Annotated in this window: 19 protein-coding genes, 1 tRNA gene and 1 pseudogene; 14 read left to right on the top strand and 7 right to left on the bottom strand. The window is 66.6% G+C overall.

The window, feature by feature from the left end:
* Nucleotides 1–88 precede the first annotated feature (88 nt).
* Nucleotides 89–163 (top strand) — tRNA-Val (locus GIW57_RS01580).
* A gap of 54 nt (nucleotides 164–217) precedes the next feature.
* Here GIW57_RS01580 and GIW57_RS01575 read toward each other — a convergent pair.
* A complete protein-coding gene (locus GIW57_RS01575) occupies nucleotides 218–646 on the bottom strand; it encodes a hypothetical protein (RefSeq protein WP_100463437.1) in 429 nt (142 codons plus the stop codon).
* Nucleotides 647–1,211: 565 nt separating this feature from the next.
* Here GIW57_RS01575 and GIW57_RS01570 point away from each other — a divergent pair.
* The 5 genes from GIW57_RS01570 (at nucleotide 1,212) to smqnr (ending at nucleotide 6,881) form a co-directional block, all read left to right on the top strand.
* Nucleotides 1,212–1,592 (top strand): tautomerase family protein, encoded by a 381-nt coding sequence (locus GIW57_RS01570; protein ID WP_236508984.1) that lies wholly within the window; start codon nucleotides 1,212–1,214, stop codon nucleotides 1,590–1,592.
* 207 nt (nucleotides 1,593–1,799) lie between these two features.
* On the top strand, nucleotides 1,800–2,186 hold the full coding sequence (locus GIW57_RS01565; protein ID WP_236509060.1) for a DUF2946 family protein: 387 nt from the start codon (nucleotides 1,800–1,802) through the stop codon (nucleotides 2,184–2,186).
* A gap of 129 nt (nucleotides 2,187–2,315) precedes the next feature.
* Nucleotides 2,316–4,454, top strand: a complete 2,139-nt coding sequence (locus tag GIW57_RS01560) for a TonB-dependent receptor (protein ID WP_236508983.1) — start codon at nucleotides 2,316–2,318, stop codon at nucleotides 4,452–4,454.
* A gap of 11 nt (nucleotides 4,455–4,465) precedes the next feature.
* Complete coding sequence (locus GIW57_RS01555) at nucleotides 4,466–6,019, top strand: PepSY-associated TM helix domain-containing protein (protein ID WP_236508982.1); 1,554 nt, start codon at nucleotides 4,466–4,468, stop codon at nucleotides 6,017–6,019.
* Between the two features lie 214 nt (nucleotides 6,020–6,233).
* Nucleotides 6,234–6,881: a SmQnr family pentapeptide repeat protein gene (gene smqnr, locus GIW57_RS01550; protein ID WP_100463451.1), complete on the top strand. Its 648-nt coding sequence runs from the start codon at nucleotides 6,234–6,236 to the stop codon at nucleotides 6,879–6,881.
* A gap of 15 nt (nucleotides 6,882–6,896) precedes the next feature.
* Here the strand turns inward: smqnr and GIW57_RS01545 are convergent, their stop codons facing one another.
* Entirely contained in the window at nucleotides 6,897–7,580 is a 684-nt protein-coding gene (locus GIW57_RS01545) for a class I SAM-dependent methyltransferase (RefSeq protein ID WP_236508981.1), read from the bottom strand.
* A gap of 117 nt (nucleotides 7,581–7,697) precedes the next feature.
* Here GIW57_RS01545 and GIW57_RS01540 point away from each other — a divergent pair, with 117 nt between their 5' ends.
* Nucleotides 7,698–8,171, top strand: coding sequence for a hypothetical protein (locus GIW57_RS01540; RefSeq protein WP_236508980.1), 474 nt, complete (start codon nucleotides 7,698–7,700; stop codon nucleotides 8,169–8,171).
* Between the two features lie 48 nt (nucleotides 8,172–8,219).
* Here GIW57_RS01540 and GIW57_RS01535 read toward each other — a convergent pair.
* A pseudogene (locus GIW57_RS01535) lies at nucleotides 8,220–9,596 on the bottom strand (PLP-dependent aminotransferase family protein); the annotation flags it as partial.
* Between the two features lie 133 nt (nucleotides 9,597–9,729).
* On the opposite strand from GIW57_RS01535, the gene GIW57_RS01530 reads away from it, so the two are divergent.
* The 3 genes from GIW57_RS01530 (at nucleotide 9,730) to GIW57_RS01520 (ending at nucleotide 12,498) form a co-directional block, all read left to right on the top strand.
* Nucleotides 9,730–10,593: a DMT family transporter gene (locus GIW57_RS01530; protein WP_236509059.1), complete on the top strand. Its 864-nt coding sequence runs from the start codon at nucleotides 9,730–9,732 to the stop codon at nucleotides 10,591–10,593.
* Nucleotides 10,594–10,689: 96 nt separating this feature from the next.
* Nucleotides 10,690–11,571 (top strand): SDR family oxidoreductase, encoded by an 882-nt coding sequence (locus GIW57_RS01525; protein ID WP_236508979.1) that lies wholly within the window; start codon nucleotides 10,690–10,692, stop codon nucleotides 11,569–11,571.
* A gap of 39 nt (nucleotides 11,572–11,610) precedes the next feature.
* Nucleotides 11,611–12,498: a LysR family transcriptional regulator gene (locus tag GIW57_RS01520; RefSeq protein WP_236508978.1), complete on the top strand. Its 888-nt coding sequence runs from the start codon at nucleotides 11,611–11,613 to the stop codon at nucleotides 12,496–12,498.
* 678 nt (nucleotides 12,499–13,176) lie between these two features.
* Here GIW57_RS01520 and GIW57_RS01515 read toward each other — a convergent pair.
* Nucleotides 13,177–14,562, bottom strand: coding sequence for a HAMP domain-containing sensor histidine kinase (locus GIW57_RS01515; protein WP_236508977.1), 1,386 nt, complete (start codon nucleotides 14,560–14,562; stop codon nucleotides 13,177–13,179).
* Nucleotides 14,540–15,223: a response regulator transcription factor gene (locus GIW57_RS01510; RefSeq protein WP_236508976.1), complete on the bottom strand. Its 684-nt coding sequence runs from the start codon at nucleotides 15,221–15,223 to the stop codon at nucleotides 14,540–14,542. Before GIW57_RS01510 ends, GIW57_RS01515 begins: the two co-directional genes overlap by 23 nt.
* Nucleotides 15,224–15,376: 153 nt before the next feature.
* Here GIW57_RS01510 and GIW57_RS01505 point away from each other — a divergent pair, with 153 nt between their 5' ends.
* Nucleotides 15,377–16,561 (top strand): efflux RND transporter periplasmic adaptor subunit, encoded by a 1,185-nt coding sequence (locus tag GIW57_RS01505; RefSeq protein ID WP_236508975.1) that lies wholly within the window; start codon nucleotides 15,377–15,379, stop codon nucleotides 16,559–16,561.
* A 4-nt stretch (nucleotides 16,562–16,565) separates the two neighbouring features.
* Entirely contained in the window at nucleotides 16,566–19,667 is a 3,102-nt protein-coding gene (locus tag GIW57_RS01500; RefSeq protein ID WP_236508974.1) for an efflux RND transporter permease subunit, read from the top strand.
* 275 nt (nucleotides 19,668–19,942) lie between these two features.
* On the opposite strand, the gene GIW57_RS01495 is transcribed toward GIW57_RS01500, so the two are convergent.
* Nucleotides 19,943–20,347, bottom strand: a complete 405-nt coding sequence (locus GIW57_RS01495) for a GFA family protein (protein ID WP_089239261.1) — start codon at nucleotides 20,345–20,347, stop codon at nucleotides 19,943–19,945.
* A gap of 165 nt (nucleotides 20,348–20,512) precedes the next feature.
* Here GIW57_RS01495 and GIW57_RS01490 point away from each other — a divergent pair, with 165 nt between their 5' ends.
* Together GIW57_RS01490 and GIW57_RS01485 are read left to right on the top strand one after the other, a co-directional pair.
* A complete protein-coding gene (locus GIW57_RS01490) occupies nucleotides 20,513–21,490 on the top strand; it encodes a DUF4105 domain-containing protein (protein WP_236509058.1) in 978 nt (325 codons plus the stop codon).
* Nucleotides 21,487–23,529, top strand: a complete 2,043-nt coding sequence (locus tag GIW57_RS01485) for an alpha/beta hydrolase (protein ID WP_236508973.1) — start codon at nucleotides 21,487–21,489, stop codon at nucleotides 23,527–23,529. The genes GIW57_RS01490 and GIW57_RS01485 overlap by 4 nt, the downstream gene beginning before the upstream one ends.
* 45 nt (nucleotides 23,530–23,574) lie before the next feature.
* Here GIW57_RS01485 and GIW57_RS01480 read toward each other — a convergent pair whose 3' ends face one another.
* The gene (locus tag GIW57_RS01480; protein ID WP_236509057.1) at nucleotides 23,575–24,894 is read right to left on the bottom strand and encodes an MFS transporter; all 1,320 of its coding nucleotides are present in this window, start codon (nucleotides 24,892–24,894) and stop codon (nucleotides 23,575–23,577) included.
* Nucleotides 24,895–24,917 lie beyond the last annotated feature (23 nt).

Raw genomic sequence — 24,917 nt, 5'->3', positions numbered from 1 at the left:
ATTCGGGGAAATGGGCTGGGAAACACGATGTGAAAAGGTGTTGACGCCCTGAAAAACCGCCCTATAATGAGCGGCTCAGCAACACACCGGGCGGTTAGCTCAGCGGTAGAGCATTGCCTTCACACGGCAAGGGTCACAGGTTCGATCCCTGTACCGCCCACCATGTTGCAGAACGAAAAAAGCCTCCAGCAATGGGGGCTTTTTTGTTGCCCGTGATTCAACCGGGCTCCTTTCCCCCGGCTGTGATCGCATCGCCGAGGCCTATCTGCGCGGCATGCGCGATCTGGCGTGCGGCCAGTAGCAGACCATTTCGATGGAAGTCGCCAATCTGCTCGTCGCCACGTCCGTCCACGCGCGTGTGCTCTGCCGCGTGCAGAAGATCGAGCACGGCGGTCAGCGCGGACAGTGAACGTCCAAGGGCGGCGAGAGTGTGCGCGTTGAGTCTCTGCGTGGTGCACGGCTGGCCGTCTTCGCCATCTCCCTTGCGTATCGCATCAAGGAAGGTGAAGAACATCGGCCGCGATGGGGGGATCTGCTGCTCCTTCAGTGCGCACTCGATCTCGCGCGCGAGGTCTTCGGGAACGTCGGTGGCGATGTCGCCGATCAAGGCATGCAGGCGCGGATGGAGGACGGTTTTGTTGGTCATGGCGGAACCCTCACTGGCGTAGGGCCACCTTCCAAAGGGAAGGTGGCGGACGGTGCGGGTTGGCGTGCCGGGGCAAACACAACGGAGCGAGAAATCACCCGGCGGATCGAGTGATCCCCACGCACCGCCCGCCATTGAGGGCCGTCGGTGCATTCTTGTGGTTACGCACTGCTGCGCAACCAATCCGTCAGGTTTGCTTTTTCGAGACGCCAATCCCGGCCAAGGCAATCTGCCTCGGCGTGGCGATCATCAAGTCGAACAATCACGTCGGTCTGTAAGGAAAGTTCTCAACTGCCCCTAAGCAGGCCAAGCGTTTTCTGTTCTGTGTCGTCGAGCACCAGCCCGCTGTGCAGCCCATCACTGATGGCGTAAATCGCCGCCCCTGCCGGGCGTGCACATGACGACCCCGCAGGAACGCCACCACGGCGATCGCGTCACCTCGCGCGGTGCTTGCGGGAACATGTCACGGATGGAGGCAGAGGGTTCCATCCATGCGCTGTTCCGGCGCCCTTGGCGGGCGTAATCTCGGGCCATTGTTGTGCCCCTCCATCCTTGGAATGCCACCATGCCGCTCGCCCGCATCGATCTTCGCAAAGGTAAATCCGTCGAGTATCGCCAGCGTGTCGGCGAAGCCATCTACCAGGCCATGCGCGCAGTCGGCGTGCCGGAAAACGATCGCTTCCAGATCTTCCAGGAGCACGACGCCGGCACGCTCGTGTTCGACCCGGGTTACCTGGGCATCGCCCGCAGCGATGACTTCATCTGCGTCCAGATCACCTGGAACGAAGGGCGCACGCTGGAGCAGAAGAAGGCGCTGTATCTGGGCATTGCCAATGGCCTGCATGCGGCAGTGGGTATCCGCCGCGAGGATGTGTTCATCAATCTGGTGGAAGTGAAGAAGGAGAACTGGTCGTTCGGTAACGGCCAGGCGCAGTACGTGAGTTGATGCGCGAAGCGCATCCACGCATGGCGTGGATCTACTGGATCCGTCGCGAAGACGTGTTCATCGATGTTGTCGGTGCCAGAGCCCTGCGTCACAGTGTCGCAGCAGGTAAACCCTGAGCGTGGTCCAGGGTTGGCCCTGGGCCCGTAGAATGGCCGCGTGCGCCGCTCTGCTCTCCACCGCCGGTTCCAGACCCTGGCATGGCTTGCCATGCTGCTGGTGCTGCTTGCCCCGCTGGTGAGCCGCTGGCTGGCACATGCGCACGTTGCTGTTGCTGCACCGGTGGCGGTCATGGACCACGCCCTGCACGCGCAGCACGCGATGGAAGGGCACCACGACCACCACGCGATGGCAATGCAGCATGGCGAAGCGGCACCGAAGCCGCCGGCCGATCCACACGCCGACCACGAGATGGGCGTGGACTGCGACTACTGCCTGATTGCCGCACGACTGATCACCCTGTTGGTGGCGGCGCTGCTGTTGATGATGCCGCTGGCACCGGTGTGCCGTGCGTTGCGTGGTGCGGTGCAGAGGTTGCCGCAGCGGATCAGCGGCACGTTGGGCGCGCGTGGGCCACCGGTACTGCTGGCTGCTTGAGCCCTGCGCGTGCGCCCTTGGATTGATTCTCCCGAGCTGCCAGGCATGGCCTGGCACTACGGCGTGCGCGTTTCCCGAACTCCTTGAGCTTCCCTGCTACTGCGGGGTGGCCTTGCATGCCGTGAAACAATGAAAACAAACCCAAACTCCGCGCGCCTGCGCCGGGCGGCGCTGTCTGTCGCTTGTGCGCTGCTGCTGCACTCCGCTTCTGCCCTTGCTGCCGACGCGGCCCCACCGACCACCCTGGATACCGTCCGCGTGGTGGATGCCCGCAGCGGTGTGCTGTCCTCCACCGCCAGCACCGGCTCGGCCCTCGGCCTGAGCGTGCTGCAGACCCCGGCCAGCCTGACCGTGATTTCGCGCGAGCAGTTGGAGCAGCGCGGTGATTCCAATCTCAACGACGCGATCACCCGCGCCGGCGCGATCAGTGCACTTCCCCATCCGGGCAACGGCCTGAGTGCGCTGTCCAGCCGGGGCTTTACCGATGGCGCCTCGGTGATGCGCCTGTACGACGGCCTGCGCCAGTACGGCGGTGTGGGCATCACCTTTCCGTTCGATACCTGGTCGATCGAGCGCATCGAGGTGCTGCGTGGGCCGGCCTCGGTCATCCATGGTGACGGCGCCATCGGCGGCGTGGTCAACATCGTGCCGAAGAAGCCTTCGCGCGGTGCCATCGAGAACGAGGTAAGCGTCACCCTGGGCAGCGAAGACACCGCGCGACTCGGATTCGGCAGTGGTGGTGCGCTCACGCCGGCGCTGGCCTACCGCGTGGATGTCAGCGGCAACTACAGCAGTGGGTGGGTCGACCGCGGCCACAACGGCGATGCTACGTTTTCCGGTGCGTTGCTGTGGCAGCCACGGGCGGATCTGCAGTTCACGCTGACCCATGCGCAGGGCTACCAGAAGCCGATGCGCTACTTCGGTACGCCGTTGATCGATGGCAGGCAGCTGGATGCACTGCGCCACGAGAACTACAACGTGGCCGACAGCGTGATTCGTTTCCGTGACCGCTGGACCCAGCTCGATGTGCTGTGGACGCCGAACGAGAACGTGGAGTGGCGCACGCGCGTCTACCAGATCGACAGCCAGCGCGATTGGCGCAACGCCGAGGCCTATGTCTACAACGAGCGCACCGGCCTGATCGACCGCTCCGGCAACACCCAGATCACCCACAAGCAGGACCAGACCGGGTTGACCTCCACGCTGCGCCTGCTGGGAAATGCGGGTGGTCTGCCCAACAGTTTCGCCGTCGGCTTCGATGCCAACCGTGCGCATTTCAAGCACACCAACAACACCTACGCGGGCAGCTCGGGGCCGGTCGATCCCTTCAACCCGGTGCCCGGCGGGTTCGTCAGCGATGCATCCAACCTGCCGCGATACCGCAACAGCGCCGAGCAGGTCGCGTTGTTCCTGGAAGACCGGCTGGAACTGAGCGAGCGTTGGTCGGTGCTTGCTGGCGTGCGTCACGATCGCGCCACGATCGACCGCAACGACCTGGTCAGCGGCCAGCGGGCGTTCTCGAAGACCTACAACAGCACCGGCTGGCGCGCGGGCACGGTGTTCGCGATACAACCGTCCATGACCCTCTATGCGCAGTACTCGCAGGCGGCAGACCCGGTCAGCGGTCTGTTGATGATCAGTCCGGCCAATGGCGTGTTCGATCTGGCCAAGGGCAAGCAGATCGAGGTCGGCATGAAGCAGGCCTTCGATGGGGGCGAGTGGACGCTGGCGGCCTATCGCATCCGCAAGACCGGGTTGCTCAGCCGTGACCCGCTGCAACCGGACCGTCGCGTGCAGGTGGGTGCACAGGCCTCGAAGGGAATCGAAGCCTCGTTGAACTGGGCCTTCGCGCCGCAGTGGTCGCTGGATGCCAACGCGACCGTGCTCAAGGCCGAGTTCGAGGACTTCCTGGAAGCCACCGGCACGCCGGCGGTGATTGTCTCGCGTGATGGCAACGTGCCGCCGAACGTGGCCGAACGCCTGGCCAACGTCTGGTTGAGCTGGCAGTTCCTGCCCGACTGGAGCGTGGCCAGTGGCGTGCGCTACGTGGGCAAGCGCTATGCCGACAACGCCAACACGCTGCAGCTGCCGGGCTACACCACCACCGATCTGGCCCTGACCTGGCAGGCAGCGCCCCGTACACGGGTGACCGCGCGCGTGTTCAACGTGTTCGACAAGGCGTACTACGCCACGGCCTACTACACCAGTACGCAGTGGCTGCTGGGCGCCGACCGGCGCGTCGAATTCACCCTCGACCATCGCTTCTGAGGACGGCTGCCATGTCGCTGCGATCCACTGCCAAGCGCTGGACCTACCTGGTGCACCGTTGGCTGGGCATCGGTGGGTGCCTGCTGATGTTGCTGTGGTTCGTCAGCGGCATGGTGATGCTGTTCATCGGTTACCCGAAGCTGACGCCGGGAGAGCGCTTGGCCGCGTTGCCCACACTGGCCGATGCGCGCGGCTGGCAGGCACTTTCCGCACTTCCCGAAGCGGTGCGACAGGAGCCTGAGCGGGTTGTGTTGACGACGCTGCGTGGCGAGCCCGCCTATGTGGTGCGCTCTGGGACGCACATGGGCGCGTGGTCGGCGCTTACCGGGCAGGCATTGCCGCCTGTATCGGCGCAGCTGGCCGAAGTCTCCGCCGCGCAGTTCGCCGGTGGGCCGGCTTTCGTTGGTGCCACACCGCTGGACGAGGATCGCTGGACGCATTCGCGCGGCCTTGATCCGCATCGGCCGCTGTACCGCGTCGGCGTGGCTGGCGCACAGTCTGGTGATGTCTACGTGTCCTCGCGCACCGGCGAAGTGGTGCTGGATGCACCGCGTCTGCAGCAGCGATGGAACTATGTGGGCGCGTGGCTGCACTGGCTGTACTTCCTGCGCATGCAGTCGGTGGACCCGGTGTGGACCTGGACGGTGATTGCGCTCTCAGCGCTGTGTACGGTGGCCGCGATCAGCGGGGTCGTGGTCGGCATCTGGCGCTGGCGGTTTCGCGGGCAGTACCGCTCAGGGTCGAAGACGCCGTACCAGGAACCGTGGATGCGCTGGCATCATCTGATCGGATTGATGGCGAGCGCATTCGTTTTCACCTGGATCTTCAGTGGATTGATGTCGATGAACCCCTTGGGGGTGTTCAGCAGCTCACGCGCCTCGCTCGACGTTGCGCGCTATCAGGGTGAGTTGCCGGTGGATGCAGGAGTCATCGCGCAACCAAGTGCGGTACTGGCCGCAGTGCACACGCCGCAGTTCCTGCCGGTCGAGATCCAGTGGCGACGCATCGGTGGTGAACTGTTCGCGGTGGCGCTGGACGGCAACGCCGATTCGCGCGTGGTCACAGAACGTGGCGGCGCACTGCGGGTGTCCACTGCATTCGGTGCAGACTGGCTGCAGGGCAGGGTAGCGGCGATGTCCGACGCGCGCCTGCGTGGGTTCACCCTCCTGCAGGCGCCCGATGCCTACTTCTACCCGCGCGCTGCGGAGGCGATGAATGGCGCCGCGGTACGTCGCTTTCCGGTGGCGGCGGCCGACTTCGATGATGCTGAGGCTACCCGCGTCTATGTTGACCTGGCTACCGGCGATCCGCTGTTGACGATGGGCAGGCGCGAGCGGGTTGGGCGCTGGCTGTTTTCCTTCCTGCACAGCTGGGATCTGCCCGCGCTGCTGCGGCAGCCGAACAGCCGCCTGGTCGTGCTGCTGTTGCTCAGCGTGGCAGGTATCGCGCTGTGCGCGACGGCGACCGTCATCGGCTATCGGCGCTTGCGGATGACACTCCGGCGCAAGCGTCATCGGCATGCTCCGTTCTCTGAGCGCAGTCGCAGGGATCTGCCTCGCCTCTGATGGCGTACGCCTGCGCCGTCCATGGCATGACAAGGACGTCAGCCGCGCTCGGGTGCATGAAGGTGTGCAGTTGCCGATCGGGCCGGACCGCTGGAGAGCCCGCCTTGGCGCTGTACACATCCCGACTGCAGCAGCCATGAACCGCGATGGCCACGCTCTACCGCCGCCCGGCCGGACGCGGCATCATGGCGAGGCACCCGGCACGGAACCCCGCATGTCCTCCACCGTTCACCACAAGCTGCGCATTGGCGTCGATCAGTTCACCGCCCAGAAGGTGGTCGACCAGCAGTTCCACGAGTGCGACTTTTCCGGCGCGGACCTCACCGCCACCGAGTTCGTGAACTGCGGTTTCTACGACGCTGAAACGCGCACCGGGTGCCGTTTCAGTGGTGCCACGTTGAAGGAAGCCAGCTTCCGCCAGTGCGACATCAGCATGTGCAACTTCAACTTCATCAAGGCGCTGGGGCTGGAAATCAGCGAGTGCCGCGCGCAGGGCGCCGATTTCAGCAACGCCAGTTTCATGAACCAGATCACCACGCGCAGCTGGTTCTGCAGCGCCTTCATCAAGAAAACCAACCTGCGCTATGCCAACTTCTCGCGGGTGACGCTGGAGAAGTGCGAGCTGTGGGAAAACCGCTGGGACGGGGCCAATGTCAGCGGCGCCAGTTTCGCTGGGTCGGATCTGTCCGGTGGCCAGTTCGAGGGCATCGACTGGAACACGGCCAACTTCACCGATTGCGACCTGACCAACTCCGAACTGGGCGAGCTGGACGTGCGCAGCACCAACCTGCGTGGCGCCACGCTGGATGTGCAGCAGATCGCGCTGCTGATGCAGCGGATCGGCATCACCGTGGTGCCTTGAGCGTGCGTCGCGGTGCTATGCCGGTGTGGCCGGCGCGTAGGCCACCCAGCCCTTGAAGCTGAAGCCGGCGTAGAACAGCTCCACGTTCTCGAAGCCGGCCTCCTGCAGCAGCGCCACTTCCTGCTCGGGCGACAGCAGCGGCAGGCGCTCGCTGATGGCGGCGACCGCGCGCTGCGCATCGGCACGTGGAATACCGGAGGCCTCCCCGAATGCGGCGTAGCGTTGCAGCCAGCGATGCTTGCCGTCTGCGTCCTGCGGCACGCTGTGGTGGGCGACCACCAGCGGCGCACGCGGTCGCAGCCGTTGCCGCAGTTCGCGCAGGGTATGCAGGCGCTGCTCAACGGTGAGGAAGTGCAGGGTGAGCAGGCAGGTGGCGCCGTCGAAGACGGTGTGCGGGGCATCGTCGATGTAGCCTTCCAGCAGCGTCACCTGCGCCATCATTGGCCCCAGGGTCTGTTCGGCCAGCGCGAGCATGGGTGCGGCCGGGTCGATACCGAGCATCCGCCAGTGCGGGTGCGCTTCGGCGAAGGCCTTGAGCTCCAGGCCGCCACCTGCGCCGAGCACCAGCACCTGGCCATCGTCGGGCACATGTTCGGCCAGCAGCAGGTGGGTCATCTGCTGCAGTCCGAGGAAACCCGGTACCTGCCGCAGCGGGCCGTCGGCGTAGCGGGCGACGGCGTGGGGATCGGAGAAGGACATCGGAAGCATCCCTGCAGCAATGGCGAACGTCCACTCTACCGTGCTGCGCAAGTGTCGATTGCACGATGGGCCGCCTTTGCTTAAGGTCGGCGCCTGCCCGTATCCCAGAGAGCGCGAATGGACCCTCGCACAGCCCCGATGCCATCGGCGGAAGCCTTCGAACTGGCGCTGACATTGCTTGGACGCGAGGACGTGGATGAGGAGCACGCCGAGCAGGCACTGCTCGCGCTCGGCAGCGAACACGGGAAGATGCGCCGCCTGTTGGTGTGGCTGCCTGAAGCATTCGCCATGGCCTTGATCGGGCACATGGAACTGGGCGTGCTGCTGCCGCGTACATTCACCGCCTCTGACGCGCAGGGTGAGCTGCATGAACTGCCGCTCGAGCGTGAACCGGTATTTGCCGCGGGTCTTCAGCGCGCCCTGGCCATGTACCACGAAGGCCCGCGCGCTGCGTTCAAGGCGATCTGCCAGCGGAGTTCGCTGATCAATGCGATCGACAATGCCTTGAACGCCGGCGCCGATCTGCAGGGCGCGACGCTTTCAGGTCCGGAGCTGCTGGACATTCCCGCAGAGACCTACCTCGCCGATTGAGTCCGAGGTATTCAACAGCCGGTCAATCGCCAGTGATCCCTCTCGCGTCTGCAGCGCCTTCCCCAGTACCTGCCAGATCTTCGGGTCCTGGCACTGCGACACATTGAAGCGCACGTAGTCGGCAGCCCGCTGCGACTGGCTGAAGGCATTGCCGGGCGCCACCACCACGCCTTCGCGCAGGCACAGCCGTGCTACCGCCGATGCATCGCGACCATCGGGCAGCTGGCACCACAGGAACAACCCTGCTTCCGGCTGCAGCCATGGCGTGATGCCCAGCTTCTGCACCTGCCGCAGCGTGTGCTTGCGCGCATCGGCCAGGCGCGTGCGCACCGCCTGCATGTGCCGTCGGTAGCCGCTGTCGGTCAGTGCGATCTGCATGAGGTGCGCGGCCAGGTGCCCACCGCCGAAGCTGGTGGCCAGCTTCAGATCGGTCAGTGCCTCGATCCAGTCAGGGCGTGCGGCGATGTAGCCGCAGCGCGATGCAGCTGAGATGGCTTTGGAGAAGCTGCCGACATGGATCACCCGCGACAATCCATCCAGCGCCGCCAGCCGCGGCGCGGGGCGCAGCTCGAAGTCGGCGAAGATGTCATCCTCGATGATGATCAGTTCGCTGCGTTCGGCCAGGCCAAGCAGGCGATGTGCCGTGGTCGCCGACAGCACCGCGCCGGTCGGGTTGTGCAGACCGGCGTTGGTGATGTACAGGCGCGGCGCGTGTTCCTGCAATGCGCTGGCGAACACCTCCAGATCCGGCCCGGTGTGCGTGTAGGGCACGCCGATGGCCTGGACCTGATGCGCCTTCAACATCGCGTGGTAATTGAAATAGCTCGGGTCGTCGACCAGCACGCAGTCGCCGGGCTTCAGCAGGAAGCGGCAGATCAGGTCGACCGCATGCGTCCCCGATTCGGCCAGCAGCAGCTGCTCCATCGACGCTTCGATGCCCAGCGTGGCCGCGCGTCGCTGCAGCGTCTGCCGCAGTGCCGGCAGGCCGAGTGGCCCCGCGTAGTCGACCAGGTGTGCGGCGTCGGCGCGGGCCATGCGGCGCAGGCCACGGCGCAGGCCATCGTGGTACAGCCAGTCACTGGGCATCCAGCCGCAGCCGGGCTTGAGGTGGCCGGGCGGGGTTTCCAGTGATTGCCGCGATACCCACAACGGGTCCACCGCGCGATCAAGGCGCGGTTCCATCTCGGCCAGCGCCAGCGGTGCTGCCGGGCCAGTCACGTAGAAGCCGGAGCCGGCGCGCGCGGCGATCACGCCCTCGGCCGCCAATCGTTCGTAGGCCTCGACCACGGTGGACACGGAAACGCCCATCGTCGTCGCCTGCGCGCGCACCGAGGGCAGGCGGCTGCCCGGGCCATCCAGGCGCGAGCTGATGCGTGAGCGGACGGCGTGGATGACGCTGTCGATGCGGCTGGACGGTCGGGACATGGGCGTGACTGTAAGGGGATTGTGGGCAGTACAGTTACTTGTGACTGTACTGGATTGTAGCTGTGTGTCTCCGGCGCCCGGTGGCTCAATGACGGGCACAGCCGGCTATTGCCCGGTACTTCTGGAGCAGGGTGTGGAACGGTCGGCAAGCGGGTGGATCAATGGCTTCATTGGTGTGGTGATCTTCGCCGGCTCTTTGCCGGCCACTCGCATGGCGGTGATGGAGCTGGACGCCAGCTTCGTTACTGCCGCACGCGCCAGCATCGCAGCGTTGCTGGGGCTGGTGTTGCTGCTGGCATTGCGGCAGCCGCGGCCGGTCAGAAGCGATCTGCCTGGCCTGGCGCTGGTCAGCCTGGGCGTGGTGGTGGGCTTCCCGTTGCTGACCGCGCTCGCCCTGCGCCACGCCTCCTCGGCGCACACCATCGTGTTCCTCGGACTGCTGCCGCTGAGCACGGCGGTATTCGGCGTTCTGCGCGGCGGCGACCGGCCACGCCCGGCGTTCTGGGTGTTCTCGCTGCTGGGCAGCGCCTGTGTCGTCGGCTATGCCGCACGCAACGGCATCGAGGCTTCCCTGCAGGCCGACCTGCTGATGCTGGCGGCGATCGTGGTGTGCGGGCTCGGCTATGCAGAGGGCGGCCGCCTTGCCCGAAATCTTGGCGGTTGGCAGGTGATCAGCTGGGCACTGCTGCTGGCATTGCCGGTCATGCTGCCGCTGATGGTGGCGATGCGCCCGGTCTCGTTCACGGCGGTCGCTGCTTCCGCATGGTGGGCGCTGGGATATGTAGCGGTGTTCAGCATGCTGATCGGGTTCCTGTTCTGGTATCGCGGTCTGGCCCAGGGTGGCATCGCCGCGGTTGGCCAACTGCAGCTGCTGCAGCCGTTCTTCGGCCTGGCGCTGGCGGCGATGCTGCTGCACGAGACCGTCAGCGCCGGCATGCTGCTGGTGACCGTGGCGGCGGTGATCTGCGTGGCCGGTGCCCGTCGCTTCAGCCGCTGAGAGCTCAGCCCCATCGCCGCGCGATACCGTTGGCGTATCGCGAGGGCGTGCAAACAGTATTGGCCGAGGAGGATGGCGCTCGCCGATGCTGGCCGGATGAAACCCAATTCCAGTATCTCGTTCGAAGGCCAGGTGGGCCTGGTGACCGGTGCCGCCGGTGGCCTGGGCATGGCCTACAGCCGCCTGCTGGCGCAACGTGGCGCGCATGTGGTGATGCATGACGTGGGCGCTGCAACGGATGGCACGGGCGCCGATCCGCAGCGCATCGCCACGGCGGTGGCGGCGCTGGGCAGCAAGGGCCTGCCGGTCGAGGCCGCCAGCGGCCCCATCAACGAGCGCAGTGGTTGCCATGCGCTGGTGCAGGACATCCTGCAACGCCACGGTCGCCTGGACTTCATCATCCACAACGCCGGCTGGGTGGCCTATGCCGGTATCGAAGCGGTGGAGGACGATGCGCTGGAGCAGATGTTGTGCCTGGCCGCAAAGACACCGCTGTGGCTGGCGCAGGCGGCATGGCCCGCGATGCGTGCTGCCGGCGGCGGCCGCATCGTGCTGACCACCTCCGATCGCGCGCTGTACCCGCAGTATGCGCAGCGCGGCCTGTGCGGCTACGCGATGGCCAAGCTGGCTGCGCAGGGGCTGGTCAATGTACTGGCCCTGGAAGGCGCCGAGCATGGCATCGTGGTCAACGCGGTTTCGCCGGTGGCCAAGACCCGCATGTGGGGCATCGACGGAGAGCCGGATGAACTGCATCCCGATGCCGTGGCCACCGGGGTGGCCTTCCTGGTTTCGGCGCGCTGCCGGCAGGGTGGCTGGATTCTGCGTGCCAGCAACGGCCAGTTCCATGCACTGCGGCTGCAGGAAGCAGAGCACGCGGACTATCCACGCGACCTGCGCGCCGTGGCCGCCGACAGCATCGAATCGGTGGCCCTGCAGTGGCCGGTCATTGCACGGCCGAGTGTCGACGCGCGCGGCTGAGCGCGTACCCTAGGCGGGTCTCCACCTGCCTGCGATGAAATGATCGATCTGCGCCTGCTCCGCCAGTTCGTGGCGGTGGCCGAAGAACTGCACTTCCATCGCGCCGCTGCACGCCTGCACATGTCGCAGCCGCCGTTGACGGCGGCGATGCGGCGCCTGGAAGACGAAGTGGGCACGGGATTGATCGTGCGCGGCAACCGTACGCTGGGCCTGACCGCAGCGGGGCAGACGCTGCTGGTGGAAGCGCGCGCGACGCTGCAACAGGCCGAACAGGCGTTGCAGCGCACGCGCGAATCGGCGGCAGGGCAGACCGGCAGTCTGCGCGTAGGCTACGTCGGCAGCGCACTCTATGGGCGCCTGCCGGCGCTGATCCGCCAGTTCCGCCACGCGTTTGCGCAGGTGCAGCTGCATCTGCACGAAGCCACCTCGCGGCAGCAGCAACAGTGGCTGCGCGAAGGGCGCATCGACCTCGGCATCCTGATTCCGCCGATCATTTCCGCAGAACTGCATCTACGGGCGTTCGACCATGATCGACTGGCCATTGCCCTGCCGCGCGCGCATCGGCTGGTGGCACAGCAACGGCTGGACGTCGCAGACCTGGTGAACGAGCCCTTCGTTTCATGGCCATCGGCCGAAGGTGTCGGCTTCCATGCACAGGTACTGGGCCTGTGTACCGCTGCCGGCTTCACGCCGCGGGTCGTGCAGGAAGCGCAGGGCATGCACGCCGTGCTGTCGCTGGTGGCTGTGGAAGCGGGCGTGGCAATCGTGCCGGCAAGCATGAGCGGGTTCCGTCCCGAAGAAATCGTCTATCGGCCACTGGACGGCGGCAATGCCGCCTTCGAACTGCAGCTCTGCATGCGCCCGGAATCGCCGACGCCTGTGCTGCAGAATTTCCTGGCGATGGCAGCGCAGCCGGTAGTGTCGTGATTGCCGGCTGAGCATCCGTGCTGCATGCGCGGGTAGGGCGGTTGTCTGCGTCGTGCATGCCTCCGGAATGTGATCCGGCCTGCAATTCTGTCCTTGGAAATCGCGCCTGCCGCAAGCCTGATGCACAGGCGCGGGCAACTCCTACATACCGTCCCGGCGACAACGACCAGCATGTGCCCGTCGGCCATCATCGGCCGGCTGGGATTGGCGTCCCACAATCAACTCTGGCACGTGATCGGCAGGCGCACGGATGGCGCCTTCGGATCACGTGACCCGCTGTCCGTGGTGGGCGATGTGTGGGGATCACCATGATCCGCCGGTCAGTCCCAGAGTTGTCCGGTACGCCAACCCGCATCGCCCGCCGTCTGTGCGTGGTCAGACACGAATGCGTTGATCGCGCTTGCCTCGGGGGTGGCAATGCGCGTCGTGCATGGGGAGCGGCGGCGGGCGGTGCATCTGTCCGGGGTAACCAGGGAACCGCGTGCCTTGGGGCGGGGCATCGGTAGTTGCAGGGATCAGAACCGATCGCTGACGGTGCCGGTGACTACGCGTGGGTAGCCAGCGAAACAATCGCCGCAGGCGCGGCATGGCGCGTAGTAATGCCTGCGGTGAGGTTGGTGATGTTCAAAGCCCAGGTCCAGTTGGTCACCTGCACACTTGCGGGTGGTGGGCCGGGCCTCAGGGGAGGCCGTCTGCAGCGCCGCGGATGCTCATCCAGGCGCCGCCGTCCGGGCCGCTGCCGGCGCGGACACGGAAGCCGTGCAGTCCGGCAATGGCAGCCACGATCGACAGCCCCAGGCCAAATCCTGGAGCTTGCCCGGCACTGCTGCTGCCGCGGAAGAAACGCTGGTAGATCAAGGTGCGGTCCTGCGGCGGGATGCCCGGCCCGTTGTCGATCACATCGATGCGGGGCGCGCCGTGGTCGTCCACCGCGCGCAGCAGGATGCGCCCGTGCGCGGGCGTGAACTGCAGGGCGTTGGACAGCAGGTTGGCCACCGCTTCGAACAGCAGCTCGCGATCGCCGCGCAGCACGCCGATCTGCGGCGCGACCTGCAGCTGCAGCTCCTGTTGTTTCTCTTCGGCCAACGGCAGGTAGAACTGGTGCAGCTCCTGCAGCAGGTCGGCGATGTCGACCTCGTCGAAGGCCGAGCGGCGCTGGTGGCTTTCCAGCTCGGACACGCGCAGCAGCGCGGCGAAGCGCGCCATCAGCATGTCGGTCTCCGCCAGCGCCTTGTCCAGCGGGTCCGCATGCGGGTCGTGCTCGTCCAGGCCCACGCGCATGCGGTAGAGGTGCGCCCGCAGCCGGGTGAGCGGTGTACGCAGGTCATGCGCGATGCTGTCGCACACGCCTTTGACCTCGGTCATCAGCTGTTCGATGCGTTCCAGCATGGCGTTGACGATGCTCGACAGCCGATCGATTTCATCGCGGCGGTTGGATACCGGCAGGCGTTGCCCGAGGTCGCCGGCGATGATCCGGTTGGTGGCCGCTTCGATCTGCTGGATCCGCTTCAGCGGGCGCCGGCGCAGCAGATGCCAGCCCACCAGCCCGGGGATGACGGTCAGTGACACACCCCACAGCAGCGCATCGAGGATGATGCTGTTGACCGCCATGAGCTTGCCGTTCTGGCGCACGAACACCAGTGTGCGGCCATCCCGGGTCACCACGCCGAGCGCGCTGCCACCGCTCCCATGCGGGCCATCGACCAGTGTCCAACCCGCCACAGGATGCGAGTTGCCATCCAGCGGCAGTCCCTCGGGAATGGCCGTCAGCGGGCCCGCCATCGGCATGCCGGCGTTGTCGAACAGCCCGTACGTATACACCTGGTGCAGGTCGAAGCGCTGGCTGTCGCGCAGCGCGTCATCCAGTGCCGGGCCGTCGAAGCTCATGAACAGATGGGCGCGCTGCTGCAGACCCGATTCGGTCAGGTCGTTCAGGTAGTCCGAGATGCGCCAGTACATCACCCCCAGCAGCATGCTCGACCAGGCAACGAACAGGATGCAGTACAGGCCAAGGAGGCGGCTGCTGGACGAGCGCCACTGATCAGGATTGCGCGTCGAAGACATAGCCGGTTCCTCTTACGGTCTTGATCGGCTGCGTGCGGCCGGGCTGCTCGATGCGTTTGCGCACACGGCCGATATGCACGTCGATCAGATTGGTGCCTGGATCGAAGTGGTAGCCCCAGACCTCCTGGAACAACATGGTGCGGGTGACCACCTGGCCGGCGTTGCGGACCAGGAATTCGAGCAGCTTGAATTCGGTCGGCAGCAGGCTGATCTCCTGGCCGCCGCGGCGCACCGAGCGGCTCATCAGGTCCAGTTCGAGATCACCGGCGCGCAGCACGCTGTCGGCTGTACCCGTCTGGCCATGGCGGCGGATCAGCACCTCCACGCGCGCCGCCATTTCATCCGAAGCGAACGGCTTGGTCAGGTAGTCGTCGCCGCCCGCGCGCAGTCCGCGCACGCGTTCGTCCACGTCCGACAATGCGCTGATCATCAGCACCGGCGTGGTCACGCCTTCGCGGCGCAGCGTGGTGACCAGGGTCAGCCCGTCCACGCCGGGCAGCATGCGATCCAGGGTGATCACTGCGTAGTCGCCGGCGCGTGCCAGTGCCAGGCCATTGCTGCCATCGGCCACCAGGTCGACCTCGAAGCCGTGGCTGCGCAGCTCGGTGGCGATTTCCTCCGCGGTGACAAGGTCGTCCTCGATGGTGAGTACGCGCGGCATGGGCCACTTTGCAGATTGGGACCAGCGCATCCTCGCAACCACGGGCGTGCACTGCAAATGAAAAATGTTTCATGCGCTTTTCGCTGGATCGCAGCGCGGGGTCTTCTATATTCGGCGCCGAGCGCTCCCCCCGGCGCGTGGAACCTGCTGCCGATGACCCTTCCGTATTTCTTCCTGCCGGCTGCGGCCAGGCGCCTGCCCCGAACCTGGCGCCTGCCGCTGCTGTTGCTGGCCCTGGCGACCCTGCTGGCCGGCTGCGGCAAGGACGCGCCCAAACCAGGCACGGCGACGCCGGAAGTGACCGTGCTGACGCTGCAGAACCAGGCGCTGGCGCTGGAGCAGGAGCTGCCGGGACGCACCATCGCCTCGCAGGAATCGGATGTACGCCCGCAGGTGGACGGGGTGCTGGTGAAGCGGCTGTTCGAGCAGGGGCAGCTGGTGAAGGCAGGGCAGCCCCTGTTCCAGATCGAGCCGGCGCTGTACCAGGCCGCCCTGAACGAGGCGCAGGCCAACCTGAAGACCGCCGAAGCGGCGGCCGTGACCGCTCGCCTGCGGGCGCAGCGGATGCAGGCGCTGGGCAAGGACCAGCTGGCCGCACGCCAGGAGGTGGACGATGCCATCGCCAGTGGCCAGCAGGCGGCTGCGGCAGTGCAGGCGGCGCAGGCGGCGCGCGATACCGCCAGCACGCGGCTGGGTTTTGCCACGGTCACCGCACCGATTGCCGGTCGCATCGGGCGCGCGCTGTTCACCCCGGGCGCGCTGGTGACATCCGCCCAAGCCGATCCGCTGGCGCGGATCCAGCAGGTGGATCCGATGAACGTGGATATCACCCAGTCCAGCAACGAGTACCTGGCGCTGCGTCGTGCCATTGCCGCCGGTGGCGTGCAGGCCAACAGCGCGCCGGTGCGGCTGCGCCTGTCCGATGGCACCGACTACCCGCTGCCGGGCACGCTGGAATTTGCGGACATCGATGTGCAGCAGGAGACCGGCAGCATCACCCTGCGTGCGCAGTTCCCCAACCCTGAGGGACAACTGCTGCCGGGCATGTACGTGCGCGCGCAGGTGGGCCAGGGCACGCAGCAGCAGGCGCTGCTGGTGCCACAGGCGGCGGTGGACCGCAGTGCCAAGGGCGAGGCGCAGGCGTGGCTGGTCGACAAGGAGGGCAAGGCGCGGCTGCGCATCTTCCGCACCGCACGCGCGGTCGGCAACCAGTGGCTGGTGCTTGATGGTATGAGCGCCGGCGAGCAGGTGGTGGTGGCGGGGGCGCAGGGCCTTGCCGACGGCATGCCGGTGCGGGTAAAGCCCGCGCCCGTGGCCGCGCCGGCCGGAAAGGACTGAGCGCATGCTGCCGCGCTTCTTCATCCACCGCCCCGTGTTCGCCTGGGTACTGGCGATCTGCATCATGGCGTTCGGCACGATTGCAGTGACCCAGCTGCCGGTCGAGCAGTATCCGGACATCGCACCGCCGCAGGTCAACATCACCGCCAACTACACCGGCGCGTCTGCGCAGACGGTGGAAGACAGCGTCACCCAGGTGATCGAACAGCAGATCAAGGGCATCGACCACCTGCTGTATTTCTCTTCCACCAGCTCGTCTTCGGGGCAGGCGCGGATCACGGTCACCTTCGACCAGAGCGCCAACCCCGATATCGCCCAGGTGCAGGTGCAGAACAGCGTCAACCAGGCCATCAACCGCCTGCCGCAGGAAGTGCAGCAGCAGGGCGTGACCGTGGCCAAGTCGCAGGGCGACTCGTTGATGGTGGTTTCGCTGTACGACACCAGCCGGCGCATGGAGCGGGTGGACGTTTCCGACTTCCTGGTCAGCAACGTGCAGGACCCGATCAGCCGCATTGCCGGCGTCGGCGAGATCAATGTGTTCGGTTCGGCCTATGCGATGCGGGTGTGGCTGGATCCGCACAAGCTGCGTGCCTACGACCTGATGCCGTCGGATGTGCGCAGTGCGATCCAGGCGCAGAACACCCAGGTCACGGCCGGTGAACTGGGGGCGCTGCCGTCCAGTGCGACGCAGAGCCTCAATGCCACCGTCACCGCGCAGTCGCGCCTGCAGACCCCGGAACAGTTCCGCGCGATCATCCTGCGCACGCTGCCCAGTGGCGCGGCAGTGCACCTGGGCGATGTGGCGCGGGTCGAGATCGGCGCGGAGAATTACCAGACCAGCAGCTACCTCAACGGCTATCCAGCCGCAGGTTTCTCGGTGACCCTGGCCTCCGGCGCCAACGCGCTGGCCACCGCCGATGCAGTGCGCGCGGAGCTTGAGCGGCTGCGGCCTACGTTCCCGCCCGGGCTGCAGGTCGCCTATCCGCGCGACAGTACGCCGTTCGTACGGGTCTCCATCGAAGGGGTCATCCACACCCTGATCGAGGCGATCGTGCTGGTGGTGGTGGTGATGTTCCTGTTCCTGCAGAACGTGCGTGCCACCCTGATTCCGGCGATCACGGTGCCGGTGGTGCTGCTGGGTACCTTCGGCGTTCTTGCGGTGGCCGGTTTCACCATCAACACGCTGACCCTGTTCGCGATGGTGCTGGCCATCGGCCTGCTGGTCGATGATGCGATCGTGGTGGTGGAAAACGTGGAGCGCATCATCCACGAAGAGCATCTGCCGCCACGCGAGGCGACCGAGAAGTCGATGGGCGAGATCACCGGTGCGCTGATCGGCATCACCGTGGTGCTCGGTGCGGTGTTCCTGCCGATGGCGCTGTTCGGTGGTTCCACCGGCATCATCTACCGGCAGTTCTCGATCACCATTGCATCGGCCATGGCACTGTCGGCGCTGGTCGCGCTGACCCTGACCCCGGCGCTGTGCGCGACCCTGCTCAAGCCCTCGTCGGCGCAGAAACCACCGGGACGATTCTTCGCCGCATTCAACCGTGGCGTTGAACGCAGCCAGTCGGCCTACCAGGGCAAGCTGGGCGCCGTGGTTGCCCGTCCGCGGCGCTGGATGGCGTTCTACCTGCTGCTGGTGGTCGCCATGATTGCCCTGTATGCGCGCATGCCGACCGGCTTCCTGCCGGTGGAGGACCAGGGCCAGGTGACCTTCCAGTTCTCCACGCCGGAAGGCACGCCGATGGCGCGCACCGAGGCGCTGGGCGAGCAGATCAGCCGCTACTTCATGGAGCATGAAAAGCAGAACCTGGACGTGGTGTTCGTGGTGGTCGGTCGCAACAATGCGGGTACCGGCCAGAATGCGGGGCAGGGCTTCCTGGCTCTCAAGCCGTGGGACGAGCGCAACGGCGACAACACTGCGGCAGCGATCATCGCGCGTGCCAATGCTCATTTCCGCAAGCTGCCCGATGCCAAGGTGAATGTGCTCGCTCCGCCAGCCGTGCGTGGCCTGGGCCAGTCCAGCGGTTTCGAACTGTGGCTGCAGGACACCAGCGCGGCAGGTCGCGTGGCCTTGCAGGCGGCGCAGGAACAGGTTCTGCGCGCGGCCGGCGAGGATGATGGGCTGACGTCGGTGCGCTTGAACGGGCTGGGTGACAAGGCCGAGCTGAGGCTGGACATCGACCACGCGCAGGCCAGTGCGCTGGGTCTGGCCCAGGCCGACATCAATTCCACACTGTCTGCCGCTTGGGGCGGCAGCTACATCAATGATTTCCTGGACCGCGGCCGGGTCAAGCGTGTCTACATGCAGGGCGACCAGCCCTACCGCAGCGTGCCCGACGACATCGGTCAGTGGTATGTGCGCGGCGGCAACGGTCAGATGGCCTCGTTCGCCAGCTTTGCCAGCAGTCACTGGGCGCGTGGGCCGCAGCTGCAGCAGCGTTTCAACGGCCTGCCTGCCATGCAGATCCAGGGCAGTGCGGCCGAAGGGCGCAGCTCGGGCGAAGCGATGCAGCGCATGCAGGCGCTGGTGGCCGATCAGCCCGGATTCGATCTGCAATGGAGCGGGCTGTCCTACCAGGAACAACTGGCCAGCAACCAGACCCTGTACCTGTATGCCGCGTCGATTGCCTTCATCTTCCTGTGCCTGGCCGCGCTCTACGAGAGCTGGACGGTTCCGGTGGCGGTGGTGCTGGTGATCCCGCTGGGCGTGATCGGTACGGTGCTGGCGACGACGGCTGCGGGCTTCGTCAATGACATCTACTTCCAGGTCGGGTTGCTGACCACGATTGGACTGTCGGCAAAGAACGCGATCTTGATCGTGGAGTTCGCCGAAGCGCGCTACCGCGCCGGCAGTTCAGCGGTGGACGCGGCACTGCAGGGCGCGCGCCTGCGCCTGCGGCCGATCGTGATGACCTCGCTGGCCTTCGTGGCAGGCGTCATTCCGCTGGCATTGGCCACCGGCGCCGGCGCGGTCAGCCGCCGTGAGATCGGCATGAGCGTGATCGGCGGCATGCTCTCGGGAACGGTGCTGGCGGTGGTGCTGGTGCCGCTGTTCTTCGTGCTGGTACGGCGGCTGGGCAGGGCGCGGCCGGTGCACTGAGGGCAGGGCCGCCAGCTGTCATCGGTATGCCGCAGCGCCATCACCCGGTCTTGGCCTGGGCACCGGTACGGTAGATCGTCCCGCCCCCAACGGAGACCTGCCATGTGGTTGCTCGACCGACTCTGGCCCCCGCGCCCTGTGCTGCCCGTCGAGACGCTGCCGCCTGCAGCGGACACGCCCTCGCGTCGAGCGCCGTTGAAGCGCCCGTTGCGCGTCGGCCGGGCCAGCATGGCGCCGTGGCAGAAGATCGCGCCGCCGCTGCGGCGCAGCCGGCACTAACCAGTACGGTCGGCGGGGTGGTTCACCCCGTCATTGACCGGAATCGTTCCCAGCGCGAACGGATCGATGCCTTCCAGGCAGGCCACGTTGTAGCCGTACTGGTCCGGGTTCGAGCGGCGGCGGTGGTGCGTGTAGATGCCACAGACGCCGCAGAAATAGTGCTCGGCCACGTGGGTGTTGAACTGGTACAGGCGCAGATGAGCCTGGCCGCGCACGATCTGCAGCCCGTCCCGTGCCACGCTGGCGGCGATGGCGCCGCGGCGCCGGCACATCGAACAATCGCAGCGGCGCGGGTCGACGATGCCCTCGGGCAGGTCCAGCAGCAGCTCGACCGTGCCGCAATGACAACTGGCCCGGTGCTGCGCCTGCACGGCTACGCCGGCCACGGTGGTGATGCCCATCTCTGTTCCCTGTGCGCCCTTGGTGGGTGCCAGTATGCCCCCGGCCACGCCAGCCTGAACCGGTTGTAGATGTCGCCGTGAGGCGGCTTGTGGCTAACTATGCCGCCCCGGGACCTCGACAGGACGCCAGTGAAAGCCGCAGGACGATGGATGACAGGATGTGTGATGGTGCTGCTGGCGCTGTGGGTGGCCGGTCTGTTGACCTACCAGATGCCCGGGCCGGGCTGGCTGGGCGGCGCTGTGGCGTTGCTGTGGTTGTTGGCCGCCGCCTGGGCGGCCTGGCAGGTGGCGCGCGGCCGTGGCACGCGCAGGCTGTGGGCGGGCTTTGCCGGCGCTCTGGCGCTTGCGGGGCTGTGGTGGCTGCTGCTGACCCCGCGCCAGGACCGCGACTGGGCCGATGACGTGGCACAGCGCCTGCACGTGGAATCCTTCGATGGCCGCCACGTGGTGCTGGACAACGTGCGCGATTTCACCTGGCGCACCGAGACCGACTACGACGCGCGCTGGGTGCGCCGCAGCTATGACCTCGACCAGCTGCGTTCGGCCGATCTGGTGCTGTCGTACTGGATGGGCCCGGCGATCGCCCACACCCTGGTCTCGTTCGGATTCGAGGACGGGCGCCACCTGGTGTTTTCACTGGAAATCCGCAAGGAGCGCGGTGAATCGTTCTCGGCGCTGGGCGGCTTCTTCCGCAAGTTCGAGATGACGCTGGTCGCCTCCGAGGAAACCGACATCATCCGCACCCGTACCAACGCGCGCGGTGAGGACGTCTACCTGTACCGCCTGCATGGCATGGACCGCAACCAGCTGAAGACCCTGTTCGCTGCCTACATCGACCAGGCACGCCAGCTCGACGCCACGCCCGGTTTCTACAACACGCTGACCAGCAACTGCACCACGATCGTCTTCGATCTGGCGCGGCATATCGCCCCGCGCCTGCCGCTGGACTATCGGTTGCTGGCCTCGGGCTACCTGGCCGAGTACGCGCAGGAAGTGGGTGCGCTCACGCCTGGCGTGCCGTACGCCGAACTGCATGCCAAGGGCCGCATCACCGAGCGCGCGCTGAAGATGGCCCCCGACGATGATTTCTCCACCGTGATCCGCCAGGGCATCCCCGGCACCGAGCAGGACCCGCAGCAATGACCCCGATGATCCCGTTCCGCTGGCAGCGCGTGCTGCCGGCGCTGTTGGCTGCCTTCCTGCTGCTGGGTGGCAGCGGCTGCGCGATGGTCACCGTCAAGCAGGTGGCGTCCAGCGATTACCTGGTCAACAAGCGGGCCGACGTGCTCAACACCGGCAAGCTCAGCCCCGCCTCGCGCGAGACGCTGAGTGCGGCCGGGCTGGACGAATCGCAGTGCGAGAAGGACTTCCTGGTCTGCCGCAGCACGCTGTTGATGACCGATGACCTCAACGTCGAGCAGCGCTTGTCGACGCTGTCCGAGCTGTGGGTGAAGGCCGCTCTGGCACTGACGCCGAAGAAGCAGGCGGCCAACGAACCACCGATGAGCGATGCGGCGCTGGATGCGTGGCTGGAGGCGGCGCGCTATGGCTACGCCTATCTGTTCTACAGCGGACGCTCGCCTTCTGATCGTGCGTTCGAGGACCGGCAGACGCAGGTGCGCGATTACTACAACTATGCTGCCGAGAAGGCCGCCGTGGTGTTGTTCGCGCGCGCTCGTGCCGCAGCGCTGGCCGGCGAGGACTACACCAAGCCGGTGTCGGCAGGCAGCTGGACGCTGGCGTCCGATTTCCAGCGGCTGTCGCTGAAGAGCATCCCCAAGCAGCTGGTGCCGGCCGGCACTGTCAGCTTCGTGGGCATGCGCAGCACCTATCGCCGCGATGGTTTCGGCGCCGAGCTGGTGATGGTGATGGACCCGCCGAAGCTGGTGGTGCCGGTGGTCGCCGCGGAAGGGCCGAAGGCCGAAACGGCACAGGCGCAGGCCACCAAGGACGAGCAGGAAGAGGGCGTACGTCGCGGACGCCGCCACCAGCACGACGATTCGGTGCCCGAGTACAGCGAGATGTCCTCGATCAACGTCACGGCGTTGCTGCGTTTTGAAGGCAACACGCTGGAGGACGTGATGCGCACCCGCCAGGTGCTGCTGGATGGCTATTCGCCCGAGGCGACCGAGCGCATCACCCTGCATGGCGAAGAGGTGCCGCTGGCGGGCAACTTCACCGCCGCCTACGGCCTGTGGCTGGCCCAGAGCGGGTTCGCCACGCAGTCGCTGCGTACCCTGTTCGGCATGAGCGAAGGCATCGGTGAGCCGCATATCTACCTGATGCAGCCGTGGGATCCGAACCGCCGCATCATCTTCATGCTGCATGGTCTGGGCAGCAGCCCGGAAGCCTGGGTGAACCTGGCCAACGAGATCATGGGTGACCCTGAGCTGCGCCAGCAGTTCCAGGTGTGGCAGGTGTACTACCCGACCAACGCGCCGATTGCGCTGAACCGCTATGAGATCGCCAACGCGTTCAACGACACGCTGAAGCACTTCGACCCCAACAACAGCACGCGTGCGTCCAAGGACATGGTCTACATCGGCCACAGCATGGGCGGCGTGCTGGCGCGGCTGCTGGTCAGCGATTCCGGCGACGTGCTGTGGAATGATCTGCTGGCCAACTATGACCTCAAGGGCGAACGCCTGAAGCGGGTGCAGTCCAAGCTGGGGCCGCTGCTGCACTTCAAGGCCGAACCGAACGTGGAGCGTGCGATCTTCATCGCGGCCCCGCACCAGGGCACCGATATCGCCGGCAACAAGGTCGGTCGCCTGATCGGCCGCCTCGTTCGCCTGCCGCTGACCATCCTCGGCAAGTTCGAGGATGTGTTCCTGGCCCTGGCGCAGGCCGAGCAGCAGGTGGATGGCACGGCCAAGCCGAAGATCCCCAACAGCATCGACAACCTCAAGGCCAGCGACCCGTTCGTGAAAGCCGCGGCGCAGCTGCCGATCACGCCGGGCCTGAAGTACCACTCGATCATCGCCCAGCGCAAGCCGGAACTGCCGGTGGAGAAGTCCGATGATGGGCTGGTGCCGTACTGGAGTTCGCACCTGCCCGGCGCGCTGTCGGAGAAGGTGATCATTTCCGGTCACAGCGTGCAGGAAACCCCGCAGGCGGTGCTGGAAGTGCGCCGCATCCTGCACCAGGACATCGATGAAGTGGGCACGGTGGCGAAGCCCTGATCGCGGCGTCCGCCGGGCGCGCCCCGGCGGAACCTGCGTCTCCGTCTACACGCGACGTGCAATCACGGTGGCGAACGCGGCCAGGCCCAGGGTGATGGCCAGGCACAGGATGTAACCGGTATGCGGGGCGCTTTCCACGAACAACGCGAACAGCGCGCCGGATACCGCCAGTGCGGTGGTCACCGACAGCGCTTCGCTCAGCTGCAGGGCCGAGGTATTCGCGCCCTGTTCGTGCGGCGGTGACAACGACAATGTCAGCACCGACAGGCTGGCGTAGATCATGCCCATGCCGAAGCCGGTCAGCGTCCAGCCGACCAGTGCGACCGGCAGTGGCACCGCAGTGAACAGCACCGCCAGTGTCGCGGCGATGCCCACGGTCATCAGCGGCGTGCCGACGCGCAGCAGTTGCTGGCGCGACCAGCCGCGCTGCTGGTGACCCTGCAGCCACGAGCCAGTGAACCAGCCCAGTGCACCCAGGCTCAGCACGGCACCGGCCCAGCTGGGCGACAGCCCACGCTCGCGCTGCAGCAGCAGGGGCAGGTAGGCCTCGCAGGCGAAGAACGCGGCAGCGGCCACACCACGCAATGCGATCACGCTGGGCAGGCCGCGGCGCAGGCGCAGGGTGCCGGCCGGCAACAGGCGATGCACGCAGAACAACAGCGCCAGCATCGCCACGCCGATGCACACCAGCGCCGGCACGCCCTGTTGCTGCCCACCCAGGTAGAGCAGCAGGGCAGCCAAGGACGCGCCGGTCGCCCAGCGCACGATGCTGCCGCGGCCATCATCGGCAACATCCGTGGTTGCAGCCTGCATGCGCGCCAGCGCCGGTCGCAGCAGCAGGCCGGCCGGTATTGCCAGTAGCGGCACCGCCAGGAACACCCAGCGCCAGCCCAGGTGCTGCACGATCACCCCGCTCAGTGCCGGGCCGATCATCGAGGGCACCACCCAACCGGCAGAGAACGCGGCGAATATCTTCGGCCGCAGATGCTCGGGATAGGTGCGGCCGACCATCACATACAGCGAGACCGAGATGGCACCGGCGCCGAGGCCCTGCAGCAGTCGGCCGGCCACCAGCATGCCCATGCGCATTGCGAAGCCGGCCAGCAGCAGGCCCAGCACGAAGCAGGCCAGGCCCCACCACAGCGGGCGTGCAGGCCCGTGGCGGTCGGCCCAGCGGCCGGCCAGGGTCATGCCGATCACGCTGGTGGCCAACGTGCCACCGAAGGCCAGCGCATACAGGCGCAGGCCGTCCAGGGCCTCGGCCACGGTGGGCATCGCAGCGGCTACCGCCAGCGCCTCGAAGGCATGCAGGGAGACCAGGGCGACCATGCCCACGGTGGTGGCGCGGTAGCGCGCGGACAGGATGGAGGAATCGACCGGATCGGCCG

Source organism: Stenotrophomonas sp. PA-6-5C (assembly GCF_021605635.1).
Taxonomy (GTDB): Bacteria; Pseudomonadota; Gammaproteobacteria; order Xanthomonadales; family Xanthomonadaceae; genus Stenotrophomonas; species Stenotrophomonas lactitubi.
The sequence above is the reverse complement of the archived record's forward strand: the minus strand, read 5'-3'. Positions and strand labels throughout refer to the sequence as shown.

Bases quoted from the DNA above. Each gene is read 5' to 3' on its own strand.
- GIW57_RS01575 (WP_100463437.1), bottom strand. From the start codon at position 646: ATGACCAACAAAACCGTCCTCCATCCGCGCCTGCATGCCTTGATCGGC.
- GIW57_RS01570 (WP_236508984.1), top strand. From the start codon at position 1,212: ATGCCGCTCGCCCGCATCGATCTTCGCAAAGGTAAATCCGTCGAGTAT.
- GIW57_RS01565 (WP_236509060.1), top strand. From the start codon at position 1,800: ATGCTGCTGGTGCTGCTTGCCCCGCTGGTGAGCCGCTGGCTGGCACAT.
- GIW57_RS01560 (WP_236508983.1), top strand. From the start codon at position 2,316: ATGAAAACAAACCCAAACTCCGCGCGCCTGCGCCGGGCGGCGCTGTCT.
- GIW57_RS01555 (WP_236508982.1), top strand. From the start codon at position 4,466: ATGTCGCTGCGATCCACTGCCAAGCGCTGGACCTACCTGGTGCACCGT.
- smqnr (WP_100463451.1), top strand. From the start codon at position 6,234: ATGTCCTCCACCGTTCACCACAAGCTGCGCATTGGCGTCGATCAGTTC.
- GIW57_RS01545 (WP_236508981.1), bottom strand. From the start codon at position 7,580: ATGTCCTTCTCCGATCCCCACGCCGTCGCCCGCTACGCCGACGGCCCG.
- GIW57_RS01540 (WP_236508980.1), top strand. From the start codon at position 7,698: ATGGACCCTCGCACAGCCCCGATGCCATCGGCGGAAGCCTTCGAACTG.
- GIW57_RS01525 (WP_236508979.1), top strand. From the start codon at position 10,690: ATGAAACCCAATTCCAGTATCTCGTTCGAAGGCCAGGTGGGCCTGGTG.
- GIW57_RS01520 (WP_236508978.1), top strand. From the start codon at position 11,611: ATGATCGATCTGCGCCTGCTCCGCCAGTTCGTGGCGGTGGCCGAAGAA.
- GIW57_RS01515 (WP_236508977.1), bottom strand. From the start codon at position 14,562: ATGTCTTCGACGCGCAATCCTGATCAGTGGCGCTCGTCCAGCAGCCGC.
- GIW57_RS01510 (WP_236508976.1), bottom strand. From the start codon at position 15,223: ATGCCGCGCGTACTCACCATCGAGGACGACCTTGTCACCGCGGAGGAA.
- GIW57_RS01505 (WP_236508975.1), top strand. From the start codon at position 15,377: ATGACCCTTCCGTATTTCTTCCTGCCGGCTGCGGCCAGGCGCCTGCCC.
- GIW57_RS01500 (WP_236508974.1), top strand. From the start codon at position 16,566: ATGCTGCCGCGCTTCTTCATCCACCGCCCCGTGTTCGCCTGGGTACTG.
- GIW57_RS01495 (WP_089239261.1), bottom strand. From the start codon at position 20,347: ATGGGCATCACCACCGTGGCCGGCGTAGCCGTGCAGGCGCAGCACCGG.
- GIW57_RS01490 (WP_236509058.1), top strand. From the start codon at position 20,513: ATGGTGCTGCTGGCGCTGTGGGTGGCCGGTCTGTTGACCTACCAGATG.
- GIW57_RS01485 (WP_236508973.1), top strand. From the start codon at position 21,487: ATGACCCCGATGATCCCGTTCCGCTGGCAGCGCGTGCTGCCGGCGCTG.